Genomic DNA, 17,643 nt, shown 5'->3' with positions numbered 1-17,643 from the left:
ATGAAAACTGAACGAATCGCAAAAATTGAGAAAGACTGGAAAGAAAATCCTCGGTGGAAAGACGTCACTAGACCGTATACAGCCGAAGAAGTTGTTAACCTACAGGGATCGGTCACTATAGAGCACACGATTGCCAAACTGACCGCACAGAAACTCTGGGATAAACTGAACAACAAGTCTTTTGTCGCGGGATTAGGGGCGCTTACTGGCAACCAGGCCATTCAGGAGGTCGCTGCAGGGCTAGAAGCCATTTACCTAAGTGGCTGGCAAGTCGCAGCAGATGCCAACCTCGCTGGGGCCATGTATCCAGACCAGTCACTATATCCAGCCGATTCGGTTCCGAGTGTGGTGAAAAAAATCAACAATGCCCTGCTCCGGAGAGACCAGGTGGAATCATTGAATGGAGATACCAGCATAGATTGGCTGGCGCCGATTGTAGCCGATGCGGAAGCAGGTTTTGGTGGCAACCTAAACGCTTTCGAGCTGATGAAAGCCATGATTGAAGCAGGTGCGGCTGGTGTACACTTCGAAGATCAGCTCAGTTCTGCAAAAAAATGCGGCCACTTGGGTGGAAAAGTGTTAGTACCAACCCAGGAAGCTATTAATAAACTAGTTGCGGCAAGGCTGGCTGCAGACGTCATGGACACTCCCACGTTACTTATCGCTCGAACGGATGCTGATGCAGCCACTTTGATTACTTCTGACATAGACCCAAGAGACCATCGCTTTATCAATGGAAAACGTACAAATGAAGGATTCTTTGAAGTGAGCAATGGAATAGAAGCTGGTATTGCCAGAGGGCTGGCTTATGCTCCTCATGCGGACTTGCTGTGGATGGAAACATCGAATCCAGACCTGGGATTGGCCAGAGAGTTTGCTCAGGGGATTAAAAATGAGTTTCCAGATCAGATGCTGGCCTACAATTGCTCGCCATCTTTCAACTGGGCAGCACACCTCACCAAATCGGAGATGCTGACCTTTAGGGAAAACCTGGCTGATATGGGATACAAATTCCAGTTCATTACGCTAGCTGGCTTCCATGCATTGAATACTTCCATGTTTGAACTATCCAAAGCTTACAAGGAACGAGGAATGGCTGGATACTCGGAGTTGCAGGAAAGAGAGTTTGCGCTGGTTGATCATGGCTTCAAGGCGATCAAGCATCAGGCGTTTGTGGGCACGGGGTACTTCGATGCGGTTCAAAATACCGTACAGCAAGGCAAAGCCTCAACGGTGGCTATGGCTGGAAGCACGGAAACTGCCCAGTTTTAAGTAAGAGATCAAGGTATTGGCTTGAGAAAGCCATGTTCTGAGTTTCTATATTCGATAAACCCTGACATCCGCGTGTAGCGGATCGTCAGGGTTTTTTACTATTTATTACACTTCCGCTCCTTTAATAATCTCTTCGACCACTTCAGGGTTGAGCAATGTAGACGTATCACCAAGCTGATCTGCTTCTCCTGAAGCCACTTTTCTCAATATACGTCGCATGATTTTACCAGATCTGGTCTTGGGTAAACCAGGCACTATCTGTACTTTATCTGGCTTTGCAATTGGACCGATAATCTTACTTACGGTCTGACGAATTTCATTTTTCAGGTTCTCTTCCGTTCTGCCTTCCATATCACAAATCACATAGGCATAGATTCCCTGACCTTTCACTTCATGCGGATAGCCCACAACAGCAGACTCCACTACTTTTGGATGTTCGTTGATGGCATTCTCCACCTCAGCGGTTCCCATGCGGTGGCCAGAAACATTGATCACGTCATCTACTCTACCTAAAATTCTCAGATACCCATCGTGATCCCTTTTGGCACCATCTCCAGTAAAGTACATGTTCTTGTAAGTGGAGAAATAGGTCTGCTTACAACGCTCATGATCGCCATAAGTAGTCCTCAACATTGATGGCCATGGAAATTTTATGCACAGGTTACCTTGCACATTGTTTCCTTTGAGTTCATTGCCATCAGGATCCACAATGACTGGTTGTACTCCAGGCAATGGCATACCGGCATGAGCCGGTTTATTCGGCACTACGCCGGCGAGCGAAGAAATCATAATTCCTCCCGTTTCGGTCTGCCACCAGGTATCTACCAGTGGACAATTCCCTTTACCTATATGATCATGATACCAGTGCCACGCTTCCTCGTTGATCGGCTCTCCTACAGACCCAATTACTTTTAGAGAATCCAGTTTGAATGGTTCTATCGGCTCCAGACCGTGAGCCTGCAAGGCTCTGATAGCCGTTGGTGCGGTGTAGAATTGATTGACCTCATACTTATCACAAATCTCCCAAAACCGTCCAGCATGTGGGTAAGTAGGCACTCCTTCAAACATCACAGAAGTAGCACCAGCCAACAATGGACCATAAACGATGTATGAGTGTCCAGTAATCCAACCAACATCTGCTGTACACCAGTAGATATCTCCCGGATGGTACTGGAATACATTGATGAAGGAATAGTAAGTATAAACCATGTACCCACCACAAGTATGCACCACTCCTTTTGGCTTTCCAGTGGAACCCGAAGTGTACAAAATGAATAGCATGTCTTCTGAGTCCATGACTTCTGCCGGGCATTCTTTGGACTGACCTTTGATTGCATCATGCCACCAGATGTCCCGACCATCCTTCATGGTCACATCGGTTTTGGTACGTTGTACCACGATTACTCTTTCTACCGAGGTGCAGCTTTCGAGTGCTTCGTCCACTACACCCTTCACATCAATGGATTTAGCTCCACGGTAGTTTCCATCAGAGGTGAGAACCATCTTCGCTTCACAGTCATTGATTCGATCAGCGAGTGAGCTGGAAGAAAACCCTGCAAAAACCACTGAGTGAACTGCTCCAATTCTGGCACAAGCCAACATCGCCACTGCTGCTTCAGGCACCATTGGCATATAAATGATTACTCGATCACCCTTTTTAATTCCCTGTGCTTTCATGGCGTTGGAGAATTCGCATACCTTTTCGTAGAGCTCTCTATAAGTCAGCGTAATGGTGTCATCACCCGGCTCATTTGGTTCCCAAATAATCGCAGGTCGATCTCCCATAATGAACAAATGGCGGTCCAGAATATTCTCGGTAATATTCATTTTGCCGTTGACAAACCATTTTACATCTGGACCCTCAAAATCCCATTCCAGCACCTTGTCAAATCGCTTCTTCCAATGGAATGAATCGGCAATCTGTCCCCAGAATACTTCTGGCTGTAATACACTCTTTTGGTATTCGTGAATGTACCCGCTCAGGGTTTGTATTTTATGACTCATATCAAGCTGTATCTATTGTTTTTTTCTATTTATCAATGTTCTGTGGCAGCTCCAGCTCCCCTTGGATAACGAATGGACTCCACCATTTCCTCCACGTCAGCCGGTGGTTTTGGATAAACGCGGGAGATAACCAACGACGTTATGAAATTGACTGACATGGCGATGGTGCCAAAACCTTCAGGAGATATTCCAAACCACCAATCATCCGCAGTACCGCCACCAAATCCTCCTAGTTTGAACTTGATCATGTAAAAGAGCATCAACAGCATGCCTACGACCATCCCCGCAACAGCTCCTTCTTTGTTCATACGCTTGTCAAATATGCCCAGAATGATTGCTGGGAAAAAGGAGGCTGCAGCCAGACCAAACGCCAACGCTACTACGGCAGCCACAAAACCAGGAGGGTTGATCCCAAAGTATCCAGCCACAATCACCGCAATCAACGCACCGATCCGTGCCCATATAAGCTCTTCACGATCCGAAAGGTTTGGTTTTATCTGCTTTTTAATCAAATCATGAGATATACTGGCGGAAATAACCAGCAATAGTCCTGCTGCTGTGGACAATGCCGCAGCAAGCCCCCCTGCTGCAACCAGAGCAATCACCCAGTTTGGAAGATTGGCAATTTCTGGATTGGCCAGAACCATAATATCTCTATCGATGGTAAGCTCATTCGCCTCACCAGCTACATACTGAATTTTACCGTCTCCATTTTTATCCTCAAACTGGATTAACCCGGTAGTTTCCCAATTACTGAACCATTCGGGCATGTTTTGATACTCTGCATTAGAAACGGTCTCGATCAAATTGGTACGCGCAAAAGCCGAAATAGCTGGCGCCGTGGTGTACAAAATGGCAATAAAAATAAGTGCCCACCCGGCAGAAATTCTGGCATCCTTTACTTTAGGAACCGTAAAGAACCTCACAATGACGTGTGGCAGTCCCGCCGTTCCCACCATCAGAGCCAGCGTAATTGCAAAAACATCAATCGTGGATTTAGTGCCTGAAGTATATTCTGCAAACCCCAACTCCCGATGCAAGCCATCCAGTTTATCCAACAGGTAAGTCCCATCAGCTAGTTGACCGCCAAATCCAAACTGTGGAATGACGTTTCCGGTCATTTGGATAGAAATAAAAAATGCCGGAACCATGAAAGCAAATATGAGTACACAATATTGCGCTACCTGAGTGTAGGTAATCCCTTTCATTCCTCCGAGCACGGCATAGAAAAATACCAGCCCCATGCCGATGTAAACTCCACGCTCCACCGGTACTTCCAGGAACCGGCTGAAGACTACTCCAACTCCTCGCATTTGACCTGCGACATAAGTAAAAGAAACGATGATCGCGCAGATCACGGCGACAGTTCTGGCGATATTGGAATAATACCGATCACCAATAAAATCAGGCACGGTGAACTTGCCAAACTTCCTTAAGTAAGGAGCGAGCAATAAGGCCAATAACACATATCCACCAGTCCAGCCCATGAGGTAGACTGCACCATCATAGCCCATGAAGGAAATAAGTCCAGCCATTGAAATGAAGGAGGCAGCTGACATCCAGTCGGCTGCTGTCGCCATGCCATTGGCTAGTGGAGACACGCCTCCACCTGCTACATAAAAGTCTTTGGTAGAAGATGCCCTCGACCAAATGGCTATACCGATATAAATTAAGAAGGTGATTCCTACTATGAGAAACGTCCAGTTTTGTACATCCATCTTATTTCTCGTCTACGTCAAACTCTCTGTCCAACTTGTTCATCAGACGTACATATACAAAAATCAGGATTACAAAAACGTATATGGAACCTTGCTGTGCAAACCAAAAACCAAGCTTGAATCCTCCAAGTCTGATAGCATTTAGTTCATCTACCAGAAAGATACCTGCGCCATAGGAGACTAGAAACCAAATGCAGAGTAGGATTAGAAGATATTTGAGGTTTTTATGCCAATAGGCTGTCATGCTGGATTTACTCATGGATCATATTTGATGGTTATTGAAAAAATCACCACCAAGATATATGAACTTTTGAGTTCATTCAACTTTACAATCCAAAAGAACCCTTACTTTGCAACATTTGAAATATTCTTTCGGTAAACAGAATTTTGTCTGTTATAAAATATATTCTGTAAGTATTGCAACTATAGCCCCTGTTAGACTCACAACAAACTTTTTGATTCCGAAATGATGATTAGGACTTGACTCTACAAATATGGTGGTAGAAATATGCAGAAAACCACCAGAAACGAAAGCAAATAGAGCAAGCAAATGATCTGACGAAAGCGCCAACACATGCTGACTTAGCAAGAGTCCTATCGGAGAAGCAACGGCAAACAATAAGAGAATAATCCATACCTGAGCAGATAACTTCTGACCGCTTTTCAGGGTGGCCACCAGCGCAAAAGCCGCAGGTAGCTTGTGCAAAACAATGCCGATGAGTAACGAATAGGACTCATGTTTTTCATGAAAAGGAGAATCATGAGTCAGAAGTGCCCCTTCCAAAAAAGAGTGAATCATCAATGCAATCACCAATCCGAACCGGGATGCACCATTAACGTGCTCATGAACATGCGCATGCCCATGTTCGATACCTGAAGTGAAGTATTCCAGCAGCTGCTGAAAAAAGAACCCGAGCAGGATATACAATCCCAGTTTCATCGGATCCTCCGCCAAACTAAATACCTCAGGCAGAATATGAATGATGGTGATTGAAAACAGGAAAGACCCAGCAAAAATCAAAGAATGTTTGACTCCTGAAGAGGACTGGGGAATGAACCGCTCCACCAAGCCTCCCAGGAGAGCCGAGGCAAATAAAACCAGAATAACAACAAGCATGCTCAGGTGATAATGATGATTAGGTAGATCAAGATATTAAAGAAGAATGCTTTTCGCTCCCAAAAAATTCAATCAGCTGACAATTTATTCATTTCGAGATAAGGTTGGACACCTTCGGAAACAAAACTTCTAAGGTCACCCTTTTGGTCAGTGTAGGTTAGGAATATATCCAGGTTGGAGTTGGCAGCAACCTCCTTCGCACCTTCTACACCTAAAACCATGAATGCAGTGGCATAGGCGTCTGCAGTCATGCAGTCATAAGCAAATACTGAAGCACTTAGTAAATTATGCGTGGTGTTGTACCCTGTTCTAGGATCGATGGTATGTGCGATGGTTCGTTCACCTACTTGATAATAATTGCGATAATTACCTGATGTAGCCATAGCGCGATCTTTCAGCTGAACGATCGCCAAAAGACGTTGCTCGTCAATAGCCACCAGTGGATCTTCTATCCCGATTTTCCAGATTTCGTTTTGATCATTCTGACCTTTGGCTCGTACTTCTCCACCAATCTCCACCATGTAGTTCTCAAATCCCTTACCTTCCAAAAACTCAGCAACTAAATCCACTGCATAGCCTTTGGCAATAGCACTGAAATCTAGATACATGGAGGAGTCCATGCTCACATTGCTTTCTATCACCATTTTATTGAATCCTACAATCTGCCTCAAGGAGTCCACGGCAAGACTATCCGGTATAGTAGGCTTCCTATCTGCTCCAAAACCCCATGCAGAGACCAGTGGACCTACTGTAGGATCAAACGCCCCATCTGTGGCTTCATAAATGAATTTGCTTTGATTGAGGACGTCCATAAACGTCTCTGATGGATTGACCAATGAACCCGTCGTATTGAGTCTGGAAATCTCTGAATTTGGAATATAAGTAGAAAGGGATTGGTTAAATGCAATAAGTATCGAGTCAATTGCTCTTTTGTAATTTGGAACATCCTCACCCAGGTATTTAACATTGTACTGAATGGTGCCCATAGTTTGTCCCGTGACATGATTCAAACTGTACTCCGGCTGACTCATGAACATCCGGTAAGCCGCCCCAAGTACCACTACCAACACAATACCACGAAATATTAACTTCCTGCTCATTACTGGATATTTTAGGCAAAATTAACCCATAGCATTTTACTAAAGGTCATTACTGTTATCTTTGTCCGAGATCAGATAGAATCTATGCGAGAAGACTACTTAAGAGGTGATGGTGATGAGATGGACTCATCTGAAAAGGAGTTTGAAAAAGCGCTCCGACCGCTCTCTTTTGAAGACTTTAGCGGTCAAGACAAGGTGGTAGAAAACCTACGTATCTTCGTAGAAGCAGCAAAGCTTCGATCTGAACCGCTAGATCATGTCCTTCTCCATGGACCTCCCGGCTTAGGCAAGACTACTCTTTCGCACATTATTGCCAATGAACTGGGCACTGGAATAAAAGTTACATCCGGACCAGTGCTGGATAAAGCCAGTGAGCTGGCTGGCCTTCTGACCAACCTGGAGCCTCATGACGTTTTGTTTATTGATGAAATTCATCGGTTAAACCCAGTAGTGGAAGAGTACCTCTACTCTGCCATGGAGGACTACCGAATTGATATCATGCTGGATAGTGGTCCGAATGCCCGATCTGTACAAATTGGTCTGGAACCTTTCACTCTGATTGGAGCAACTACCCGTTCTGGTTTATTGACATCTCCACTAAGGGCTCGGTTTGGTATCAATTCCAGACTGGAGTATTATGATGCGAAACTTCTAACAACTATTGTAGGAAGATCAGCAGATATTCTGGGTACTCCAATAGATGAAGAAGCGGCTTATGAAATAGCTCGTCGCAGCAGAGGAACTCCGCGTATTTGTAACAACTTACTGAGACGAACCCGAGACTTTGCCCAGATCAAAGGAGATGGGGCAATCACTTTGGATATTGCTCAGATAGCTTTGCGTGCTTTGGATGTAGACGATCATGGACTAGATGAAATGGACAACCGCATACTGGCCACAATCATTGATAAATTCAAAGGAGGACCAGTCGGCTTATCCACTATAGCCACCGCCTGTGGAGAAGAGGCCGAAACGATAGAGGAAGTCTATGAACCTTTCCTAATTATGGAAGGCTATATCAAACGAACCACCCGTGGGCGACAAGCTACAGAACGTGCCTACCAGCACCTGGGTAAGATCCCTCCTGAGCAGATGGGTCGTTTGTTTTAGTTCAAATTATCAGTTTTTCACTTACGTATTCCGCCTATTTTTCACATATAAACCGTTTTATATAAGCAAATACTTTTTATACATGCCGGTTTTCTATATTTTCATTAGGCATCTATCCAGCGGCGAGCACTTAAACTTTTTTCGCCATGAAACTATTGAGATTTATTTTAGTGGGTGGCTTCTTGTACGCCTTCACAGCCAGTGCGCAGTGTCCCACTACCACCCAAATTAACGGCAGCAATTACACAGTCACTGGAACCAACTGTAGTGTGACGGCCGCACAGGTAAATCAAGGCTTTAACTTAGATAGTTATGTCTTAATCATAGCAGAGGGGGCCTCTCTCACAATTAATGGAAACTTCACCATCTACGACCAGGTGCGGGTGTTGGGCACACTAATCGTTAATGGCAATGTCACGGCCAATTCAGTAGGAGGAGTAAGTACCGTTTATGTGGGGTCAAATGGAAACTTCAATGTAAATGGAAATTACACAAACGGTACTGAGAATATTCTAGGCATCCCTGGAACCGCCGCACAAGGCACCACTAACGTGGATGGCAACATGTCCGTCTCCGGAACCTATACCAATAATGATGGAGGTACTACAACTGTTTCTAACTCTGGCACTTTACAATCCGGTACCTTCGATGACCAGGGAGGTAGTGTCACGATAGATGGGGTCTCCGACCCAACTGACTGTGAGGATGGATGCTGCGGTAGTGGCTGCAGTGCACTTCCTGTAGTATTGATTGATTTTCAAGTATTTGAAATCAATGGAACTGCACAACTAAACTGGACAACTGCCCAAGAGCTGGACAATGATTATTTCATCATTTCAAAGATGGAACATGGGCAGCAGGAGTTTGTAGAAATAGGTCAAGTAAACGGCAAAGGCACAACAACCAAACTATCAAATTACCAATTCACAGACGATTGGTTCACTAAAGATTCCTATTATCAAATTACCCAGGTTGATTTTGATGGTCAGCGTGAAACATTTGGCCCAGTTGTGCTCCCAAAGGCATTTTTAGACGAATTAAACATCTCCCTTCATCCTAATCCAACCAGCGGTGCTGTGAGTGTGCTTGGAACAGGCTATACTGGTTTTACTATGTATTCCATTCAAGGAGAAGTTATCCGACATGAGCCCAACCGAATTGGTCAGGAAGCAGAAAGCCTTATCAATCAAACTCTGTCTTCGAAAAGTGGGACATTTTTCATTGCTTTTCATGGCCTAAACAAAGTAGTAACTAAAAGAATTGTCAAACTATAAACAACCACAACAGACAACTTTGTACATACTTTGGGTCCGATATGTACCCAAACCATTCTGATTGGGTAAAACGTCCATACATTTAAGGGTATAGTACCCTGAAAAATGATGAAGAAATTACTTTACCTCACAGCTTGGCTGTTCCACCTGAGTGCTTATGCACAAGACAATATTCGCCTCAACCAACTTGGCTACTTCCCGAACTCACAAAAACTGGCTGCCATTATAGCTACCGATGTAGCCACATTCCAGATCATACGAGCTGGGCAAGTGGTCTTTGAAGGCGCTCTATCCGAGAGTAATTACTGGACACAATCAAAAGAGAATGTACGAATTGCTGACTTTTCAGCACTGGATACACGAGGCACCTACCAGCTCAAACTACCCAGTGGCGAACTGTCCTATTCTTTTCGTATCTCTGATGATGTAATTCAACCGCTGAGCAAAGGCTCCATCAAGGCGTATTACTACAACAGGGCCTCTACAGCCCTGGAAGAAACATATGCTGGCGAGCATGCCAGACCTGCCGGACATCCAGACAATAATGTGTATGTTCACCCATCCGCAGCGAGTGAAAACCGCCCTGCTGGCACCATCATTTCCACACCTAAAGGATGGTACGACGCTGGGGACTACAACAAGTACATAGTTAACTCTGGGATCAGTGTATTTACACTCCTTTCTGCCTATGAAAACTATCCAGACTATTATGATGAGTTGGAATTGAACATTCCAGAGAGTGGGGATAATGTACCAGACATACTGGATGAAGTCCTTTGGAACCTTGAATGGATGGCTACCATGCAAGATGAAGATGGAGGAGTTTACAATAAAACCACACATGCTAACTTCCAGGGAGCAGTCATGCCAGACAAAGCAACGGCGGCACGCTATGTAGTAGCCAAAGGAACAGCAGCCACATTGGATTTCGCCGCTGTAATGGCCATGGCTTCCAGAGTGTATGCAGAGATACTTCCTGAACAATCAGCTGAGTGGCTGGAACAGGCGAAAAATGCATGGATGTGGGCCAAGAACAATCCAAATATCGCTTATAACAATCCATCTGCTCAGGATGGCTATCCTGCGGTTAATACCGGTGGTTATGGTGACGGTGACTTCAGTGATGAGTTTTTCTGGGCTGCGAGTGAATTGGCCATCTCTACTGGTGAAAGCTCCTACTTTGATGAATTGAACTTTTCTCGAAATTTTGGGTGGCCAGGCTGGCCAAATGTGGAGATGTTAGGAATCTTGTCTCTTATTACACACAGAAAAGCTGTTGCAAATCAGGTAGATACAACAATGGTGAAAGAAAAGCTCTTTGGTATCACTAATTCGCTAGTGAGCTACCAGAAAAATAGCTCGCCATACGCCATACCAAACAATAACTTTTACTGGGGCAGCAATGCGATTCCAGGCAATCACGGCATGCTACTCATGCAAGCTTATGAACTTACGAAAGAAATGGACTACTTCAATGCCGCCCTAAGTGCTTTAGATTATTTGCTTGGCAGAAATGCAACTGGCTATAGCTTTGTGACGGGATTTGGTGATCATACACCCATGAACATCCACCACCGCCAATCTGAAGCCGATAACATCGTGGATCCGGTTCCTGGATTTCTAGCTGGTGGCCCCAATCCACAAAATACCGATGACTGTGGCCAAAGCGCCTACCCTACCACCAATGCGGCGCAATGCTACGTCGATGACTGGTGCAGCTATTCCACCAATGAAATCACCATTAACTGGAACGCTCCACTGGTTTACTTATCAGGAGCTCTGGACCATACCTATCAGACACAGTTCTGGACAGAAGGTGAAGAGGAAGTGCTCAGCACTCAAAGAAATCTAGTTGAAATCTATCCAAATCCGGCTACAGAAATTATTTCAATAGTCGATGCTGCTGGAGAAGATGTGAAGGGACAAATCCTAAGCCTCTCTGGTAAGGTGCTGATAACGTTTAATGGTAGTGAAGTAGAAATACATTCACTCTCCAGCGGCACTTACATCATTTCAATAGAAACCAATCAAATCGTAAGTACCCAAAAACTCATTGTTCACTAATTGATTGCCTTACCTGTTTTTCAGCTCGTAAGGCTTCTTCGCTATCAGTGTAGAAAAATATCGCTGGATCCAAATCTCTCGTTTCAATGATTTGTCGTTGCTCCTTGAGCAGAATGTGACTGATCGTGCTAATGAGCTGTTGGAGCGCTATCAAGGCCAGGAGGAAGACTAGAATTTTGGCAACCCTTCTCATAGTGCCTCAGTGATCTCCGGGAATACTTTGTAAAACATCAGCCATGCCATCAAGAGAGTCAAGCCTAGATTAAGCAGCTGTCCACACAGGTACAAAATCAGTGGCTTACCACCTGAAAATTGTTCTCTCAATTCTTTGAAATTGGTGGAGAGACCGATACTCACGAAAGCGAGGCAAAACAACCATCCACGCATTGATTTAGAAAAAGAGAATACGCCTTTTTCAATCATGGAAACAGCATCATCCGGCGGCAAAGCTTGTTGAATCAATGAGAACAAGATGGACGCTCCAACAAATCCCAGGATAAACTTCGGAAATCGGGTCCAAATCTCCTTTGAGGAGACTTGTTGCCCTTCAGTTTTTTCTACTTTAGCCGACCAGTAGACTGCCACAGCAAAGGCAATTACCCCAATCAGTATGTTCTGAATCATTTTGATAGTAGCCGCCACATTGAGGGCCTTCTCCCCCAGGAATGCTCCCGCGGCGACCACCGCTCCGGTGGCATCCACTGTACCTCCTATCCACGCTCCACCGAGAACTTCCGGCATTTCCAGAGCCTTGATTAACGCAGGCAGAGCAACCATCATAATAGAGGTAAATACCATGGACAGACCTATTGCAGTGGTCAATTCTTCCTTTTTAGCTTTTGATGCAGCAGCAGTAGCGATTGCCGCCGAGACCCCACACACGGACATGTCTGCACTGATGGTGATATTGAGGCTTTTCGAACCGATTTTCAATATGCGTTGGCCAAACCAAAAGGTGGTGACCAACACAATGGGAGTAACCACCCAGGCCACAAACAATCCAGGAACACCAATGGCCAGGATCTTTCCAAACAGCACTTCAGCTCCAAGCAGCACCAAACCAGATTTAATGAACAACTCATGTTTCAGGCCGGCTTTTAGCCAATCTGGAATACCAAACACATTACTGATCACCATACCTAGAATGATCGCCCAAAGTGCATAACCTAGACCTACACTTTTGAAATCAGCCTGACTACCCAGCAGGTTGGCTAGTATACCAATCAGGAATACAATCATGAATCCTTTGATAAACGAAGTGCTGTGCTCACCCAATAGCTTCACACCTACTGCCAATATTGACATCAAAAAAATAGCGAGAAGAATCAAGCTCAGCCACCTCACCCGAAGTGCCTCCCACGGATTCACAGCCCACTTATCCAGTTTTACAGCCAGCGCATTCATTACCTCCATCGCCTCAAATGAATAGATATCCATCAAAGGCAAAATGAGAAATACGATGGAGCCAAGGAGTAGGATAAAAGCACCAATAAGAATAGACGTAATATCTTCCGTGAATCGCATAGATAGAAAATTTCCGAAAAGATAAGAATTATCAAAGAGGCACCCATTGGGTTGCCTATACATTGGTAACTTTAGTCCATGTCAAATGTCACCATAGAATATTGCAAACTCTGTAGATGGATGCTTCGTGCAACCTGGATGGCTCAGGAGCTGCTCACTACTTTTTCAGAAGAACTGGATGAAGTCACACTCAGGCAAGGCACAGGCGGAAACTTCAATGTGTATGTGAATGGCCATCTCGTTTTTTCAAGGAAAGATGCTGGAAGGCATCCAGAGATAACAGAACTCAAGCAACTAGTGCGAGACAAAATAGCCCCGCAAAAGAGTCTGGGACACTCAGATAAAAAATAACTTTACGCTGTGGGTAATCAAGAATTTTCAAATTGGCTATTTTGGGATACAGACCCAAATGCACTAGACTTTAGACGACATAGATCTCATGTTATTCAGCGTGTGGTTAGCATGGGTACGCTGGAGGACTGGAAATTGCTGAATCGGCTTTATTCCAGTGAAGAGATTATTGATGCTTCCATTAAAAGTAAGACTCTGGATAAAAAAACTGTTAACTTCCTTTCTATCTACTTTGAAATTCCCAAAAGTGAATTCAAATGCTTCGAGAAGAATCAATCGACTACAAAACACGGGAGTTATTAAAATCCTTTGAATACGATTAAGTCAACACAACTGGTTAAGAAAATAGCCTCTGAATTGGGCTTCTCCTTTTGTGGAATCTCCAAAGCCGAATTTCTGGCAGAAGAAGCCCCCAAACTGGAAGAGTGGCTCAAAAGAGGCTATCAAGGGAAAATGAGCTACCTGGAAAACCATTTTGACAAGCGACTGGACCCCAGGAAGCTGGTGCCGGGAGCTAAATCAGTGGTGTCACTGATATATAATTACTACCCACAAAAAACCCGTCAATCGGAAGAAAAACCCAAAATTGCGAAGTATGCCTATGGCCAGGATTACCACTTCGTCATCAAAGACAAACTCAAAGAGTTCATGCATCGTCTGGAAGAATCCATTGGCGCTGTAGAGGGTCGGGTATTTGTAGATTCGGCACCTGTTCATGAACGCGCCTGGGCAGCAAAATCAGGCCTTGGCTGGGTTGGGAAAAACTCCCTGCTCCTCAACCGACAGATGGGCAGCTTTTTCTTCCTGGCTGAACTGATCATCGATCTGGAGCTGGAAGCTGACGGACCAATGAAAGACTATTGTGGCACCTGCACAGCTTGTCAGGATGCATGCCCCACTGATGCCATTCCAGAACCCTATGTGGTAGATGGAAGCAAGTGTATCTCCTACCTCACCATAGAATTAAAAGAAGAAATCCCTGCTGAGTTTAAGAATAAGATGGAAGGCTGGGCATTTGGCTGTGACATCTGCCAGGATGTGTGCCCCTGGAACCGCTTCTCCAAACCGCATCAGGAACCACTCTTCCAACCTCAGGGATGGCAAGAGTTTACCAAAAGCGACTGGGAAGAAATGACTGAAGAAGTCTTTCGAAAAGTCTTTAAAAAGTCAGCGGTTAAGCGCACCAAATACTCCGGACTGAAAAGGAATTTGGAATTTATCAAAAAGAAAGACTGAACTGCTACCTTCGTGGCGTGAACATCCTCTACTTCATCGATATTGTCGGCACTATGGTCTTTGCCATTAGTGGAGCGCTTGCCGGCCGTGACAAGAAGCTGGACATCTTCGGCATTGCTGCAGTGGGGTTCATTACGGCTATTGGTGGTGGTACAGTGCGTGATGTTTTACTTGGCAGTACCCCCGTTGGCTGGATGAATGACCTGATTTACCTGATCATGATCGGTTCGGGAGTGGTTATCTCCATGTTTTTTAGTCGAGCTGTCCTCAAGCTACGCCGCACCTTTTTCATGTTTGATACGGTCGGGATTGCCGTTTTTACCGTTTTGGGATTGCAAAAGGCGCTAACGCTTGGAGTACATCCGGTCATTGCCATCATGATGGGTATGGTATCTGCCGTATTTGGTGGAGTAATTCGAGATATTGTCTGCAATGAAATTCCCTTAATCTTTCGACAAGAGATTTATGCTTTAACCTGCATTGCCGGAGGCATGGTTTACGTGATGATGGATTTTCTCGGTATTGATCAAGTGGTCAATGTAATCGTGACGGCAAGCTTCATTGTTATTTTTCGGGTGTTGGCTGTGAAATACCACTGGAAACTACCAGATTTTTCCTGAAAGGAATCATAGATTTACCATCCCAAGAATAGTCAACCCCATTTTTATTAATTTGAAGACTATGGGTTTAAAAAATCATGCCATCTTATTGATACACTGTACAGACCGCAAAGGACTGATCAGCACCATTACGCATTTCCTGTTTGAACACAATGGCAACATCATAGATTTGGATGAACACGTGGAAAAGTCCGAAGGGATTTTCTTTATGCGTGTGCAATGGGAGCTGGATGGGTTTGACATTCCTAAGGAGCAAATAAGGGATTCGTTTGCCAAACAGATCGCCAATGAGTATGAGATGCAATGGCAGCTACACTTTACAGATAAAAAACCACGAATGGCCGTGTTTGTATCCAAAGCATCTCATTGTCTCTATGACATCCTATCCCGGCACTATTCGGGTGAATGGCAAGTAGAAATACCAGCGATCATTTCAAATCATCGCATGCATGAGGAAGTAGCCAAACGATATGATATTCCCTTTTACTATTTTGAAATCAATAAAGAAAATAAGTCCGAGATCGAAGCGGCTCAGATGACCTTGCTGACCGAATTGGACATTGATTTCCTGATTCTAGCTCGTTACATGCAGATACTGAGTGATGAGTTTATCCAGTCTTTCCCAAACAAGATCATCAATATCCATCACAGTTTCCTGCCTGCATTTGCAGGAGCAAAGCCCTACCATAGAGCCTATGAACGAGGGGTTAAAATCATTGGCGCGACCAGTCACTATGTGACCGCTGATTTGGATGCAGGCCCTATCCTGGAGCAGGATGTAACCAAAATTACCCATAAAGACACGGTAGAGGATTTGATTCGTAAAGGCAAAGACCTGGAGAAGATTGTATTATCCAGAGCCATTTGGATTCACCTACAGCGTAAGGCCCTGGTTCACAATAACAAGACGGTGATTTTTGATTAAACCGACTCACAATACTCAATCACTCCCTCTTTAATTCGTTCGAAAGTCTTAGCAATCAACTCCTCATTTTCCTCCAACAAGGTCAATCTGAACCCAAGTAAATCAGAGGCGAAAGATGAAATAGGAACGATACACACCTGCTTGGCCGCCAGCAAGTAATACACAAATCGCTTGTCCATGGTCATGCTACTACTCCCCAGCCAGCTATCCAGCAGCTCCTGGACTTTAGGGTCCTCGATCTTTAGCTTTTGATTAGGCTTGAGCACTCCTGGCTCGAAAATCATGGTGTTGTAAAAAGCTCCGTTTGTTTGGTTGAACTTCACATAGGGTACATCACTGAACACCTCATTGAGGTAAGTGCTCCGGCTTCCTATCTTATCCTTTACCTGCTCGATAAAGGCTGGATAACGATCATCCTGCATGATTCTGGGAATCGACAATTGTGGAAGTTTGGTGGAGCTTACCTCAATCATCTTGGCATTATCGATGGTTTCACAGAGACGGGCAAACTCCGTATCATTGGTTCGATTGTAATACTCCGCCCAGCCACATCGCGCTCCCGGCCAGGGAAACTCTTTCGAAATCCCTTTCAAAGAAATAGCCGGCACATCACCAACTACTTCTGCCAGTGTACAGGTGGTAGCACCATTGTAGATGATGTTCATGTAGATTTCATCGCAGATCAGGAAGAGGTTAAACTCCTTGGCAATATCTACCATTCGCTGCAGGATCTCTTTGGGGTAGACCATCCCCGTAGGATTATCCGGATTGATGATCAAAATACCCACAATACTCGGATTGTATTTTACCTTGTAATACAGATCATCCATGTCCGGATACCAGGAATTGTCCGGATCCAGTTTATACGTGATCGGATGGTGATTAGCATGAGCTGCCTCCGCTGAGGAATGCGTAGAGTATGCAGGTGATGGTCCAATGACGCGAGAAGTAGGCAGCAAGTACTGATAGATCTTCTGTATAGCATCCCCGAGACCGTTAAAAAAGGTAATGTCCTGAGCACCAATCTGCGCTCCACCGCGCTGATTATTGAGATCTGCCAGAAACTGCCGGGTAGATAAAACGCCTTTTGAGTGACTATAGCCATAAGTATTGTCTTCATACAGCAGCCCGGCTATAATGTCTTTCATCCATTCGGGCAGCTTGTGATTCTTTTGAATGGGGTCCCCAATATTCTCCCAAAGAATCTCATAGCCAAGCTGCTCTAGCTGCTCCGCTTTTTTCACTATTCCTCTGATCTCGTATGATAGCTCACTTGCTCCGTCTCTCAGTAATTTCTGTCGCATACCTTCCAAAAAATAAGCTACGAA

At 44.8% G+C, this 17,643-nt stretch carries 17 protein-coding genes; 9 read left to right on the top strand and 8 right to left on the bottom strand.

From position 1 onward, the window contains the following. Positions 1 to 1,272 (top strand): isocitrate lyase, encoded by a 1,272-nt coding sequence (gene aceA, locus ACO067_RS14935; protein ID WP_421875356.1) that lies wholly within the window; start codon positions 1 to 3, stop codon positions 1,270 to 1,272. Positions 1,273 to 1,377: 105 nt separating this feature from the next. On the opposite strand, the gene acs is transcribed toward aceA, so the two are convergent. The 5 genes from acs to ACO067_RS14910 form a co-directional block, all read right to left on the bottom strand. Then, positions 1,378 to 3,276, bottom strand: coding sequence for an acetate--CoA ligase (acs, locus tag ACO067_RS14930; protein WP_421875354.1), 1,899 nt, complete (start codon positions 3,274 to 3,276; stop codon positions 1,378 to 1,380). A gap of 32 nt (positions 3,277 to 3,308) precedes the next feature. Beyond that, on the bottom strand, positions 3,309 to 4,994 hold the full coding sequence (locus ACO067_RS14925; protein ID WP_421875352.1) for a sodium:solute symporter family protein: 1,686 nt from the start codon (positions 4,992 to 4,994) through the stop codon (positions 3,309 to 3,311). Between the two features lies 1 nt (position 4,995). Next, positions 4,996 to 5,253, bottom strand: a complete 258-nt coding sequence (locus tag ACO067_RS14920; RefSeq protein ID WP_421875350.1) for a DUF4212 domain-containing protein — start codon at positions 5,251 to 5,253, stop codon at positions 4,996 to 4,998. 135 nt (positions 5,254 to 5,388) lie between these two features. Continuing rightward, the gene (locus ACO067_RS14915; RefSeq protein WP_421875348.1) at positions 5,389 to 6,111 is read right to left on the bottom strand and encodes a ZIP family metal transporter; all 723 of its coding nucleotides are present in this window, start codon (positions 6,109 to 6,111) and stop codon (positions 5,389 to 5,391) included. A 68-nt stretch (positions 6,112 to 6,179) separates the two neighbouring features. After that, a complete protein-coding gene (locus ACO067_RS14910; protein WP_421875345.1) occupies positions 6,180 to 7,211 on the bottom strand; it encodes an FAD:protein FMN transferase in 1,032 nt (343 codons plus the stop codon). 84 nt (positions 7,212 to 7,295) lie between these two features. Here ACO067_RS14910 and ruvB point away from each other — a divergent pair, with 84 nt between their 5' ends. From ruvB to ACO067_RS14895, 3 genes are all read left to right on the top strand, one after another. After that, a complete protein-coding gene (gene ruvB, locus ACO067_RS14905; RefSeq protein WP_421875343.1) occupies positions 7,296 to 8,321 on the top strand; it encodes a Holliday junction branch migration DNA helicase RuvB in 1,026 nt (341 codons plus the stop codon). Positions 8,322 to 8,467: 146 nt separating this feature from the next. After that, positions 8,468 to 9,595, top strand: coding sequence for a hypothetical protein (locus ACO067_RS14900; protein ID WP_421875341.1), 1,128 nt, complete (start codon positions 8,468 to 8,470; stop codon positions 9,593 to 9,595). 105 nt (positions 9,596 to 9,700) lie between these two features. Next, positions 9,701 to 11,659: a glycoside hydrolase family 9 protein gene (locus ACO067_RS14895; protein ID WP_421875339.1), complete on the top strand. Its 1,959-nt coding sequence runs from the start codon at positions 9,701 to 9,703 to the stop codon at positions 11,657 to 11,659. On the opposite strand, the gene ACO067_RS14890 is transcribed toward ACO067_RS14895, so the two are convergent. Then, positions 11,646 to 11,852 carry a hypothetical protein gene (locus ACO067_RS14890; protein ID WP_421875337.1) on the bottom strand — a complete coding sequence of 69 codons (207 nt, stop codon included), beginning with the start codon at positions 11,850 to 11,852 and terminating at the stop codon, positions 11,646 to 11,648. The genes ACO067_RS14895 and ACO067_RS14890 overlap by 14 nt on opposite strands. Beyond that, complete coding sequence (locus ACO067_RS14885) at positions 11,849 to 13,183, bottom strand: YeiH family protein (protein WP_421875334.1); 1,335 nt, start codon at positions 13,181 to 13,183, stop codon at positions 11,849 to 11,851. The genes ACO067_RS14890 and ACO067_RS14885 overlap by 4 nt, the downstream gene beginning before the upstream one ends. Positions 13,184 to 13,261: 78 nt before the next feature. On the opposite strand from ACO067_RS14885, the gene ACO067_RS14880 reads away from it, so the two are divergent. The 5 genes from ACO067_RS14880 to purU all read left to right on the top strand — a co-directional run bounded on the left by ACO067_RS14880 (position 13,262) and on the right by purU (position 16,315). Beyond that, on the top strand, positions 13,262 to 13,534 hold the full coding sequence (locus tag ACO067_RS14880; RefSeq protein WP_421875332.1) for a SelT/SelW/SelH family protein: 273 nt from the start codon (positions 13,262 to 13,264) through the stop codon (positions 13,532 to 13,534). A gap of 9 nt (positions 13,535 to 13,543) precedes the next feature. Beyond that, the gene (locus ACO067_RS14875) at positions 13,544 to 13,837 is read left to right on the top strand and encodes a DUF6922 domain-containing protein (protein WP_421875330.1); all 294 of its coding nucleotides are present in this window, start codon (positions 13,544 to 13,546) and stop codon (positions 13,835 to 13,837) included. Positions 13,838 to 13,843: 6 nt separating this feature from the next. Beyond that, a complete protein-coding gene (queG, locus tag ACO067_RS14870) occupies positions 13,844 to 14,770 on the top strand; it encodes a tRNA epoxyqueuosine(34) reductase QueG (RefSeq protein WP_421875328.1) in 927 nt (308 codons plus the stop codon). Between the two features lie 17 nt (positions 14,771 to 14,787). Continuing rightward, complete coding sequence (locus ACO067_RS14865; protein ID WP_421875326.1) at positions 14,788 to 15,390, top strand: trimeric intracellular cation channel family protein; 603 nt, start codon at positions 14,788 to 14,790, stop codon at positions 15,388 to 15,390. Between the two features lie 61 nt (positions 15,391 to 15,451). After that, entirely contained in the window at positions 15,452 to 16,315 is an 864-nt protein-coding gene (gene purU, locus ACO067_RS14860) for a formyltetrahydrofolate deformylase (RefSeq protein WP_421875324.1), read from the top strand. On the opposite strand, the gene ACO067_RS14855 is transcribed toward purU, so the two are convergent. Further along, entirely contained in the window at positions 16,312 to 17,619 is a 1,308-nt protein-coding gene (locus ACO067_RS14855) for a pyridoxal phosphate-dependent aminotransferase (protein ID WP_421875322.1), read from the bottom strand. The two genes, purU and ACO067_RS14855, sit on opposite strands and share 4 nt — an antisense overlap. Positions 17,620 to 17,643: the final 24 nt, after the last annotated feature.

Origin of the sequence: Marinoscillum sp. (assembly GCF_965229915.1) — a bacterium.
Classification (GTDB): Bacteria; Bacteroidota; Bacteroidia; order Cytophagales; family Cyclobacteriaceae; genus Marinoscillum.
The sequence above is the reverse complement of the archived record's forward strand: the minus strand, read 5'-3'. Positions and strand labels throughout refer to the sequence as shown.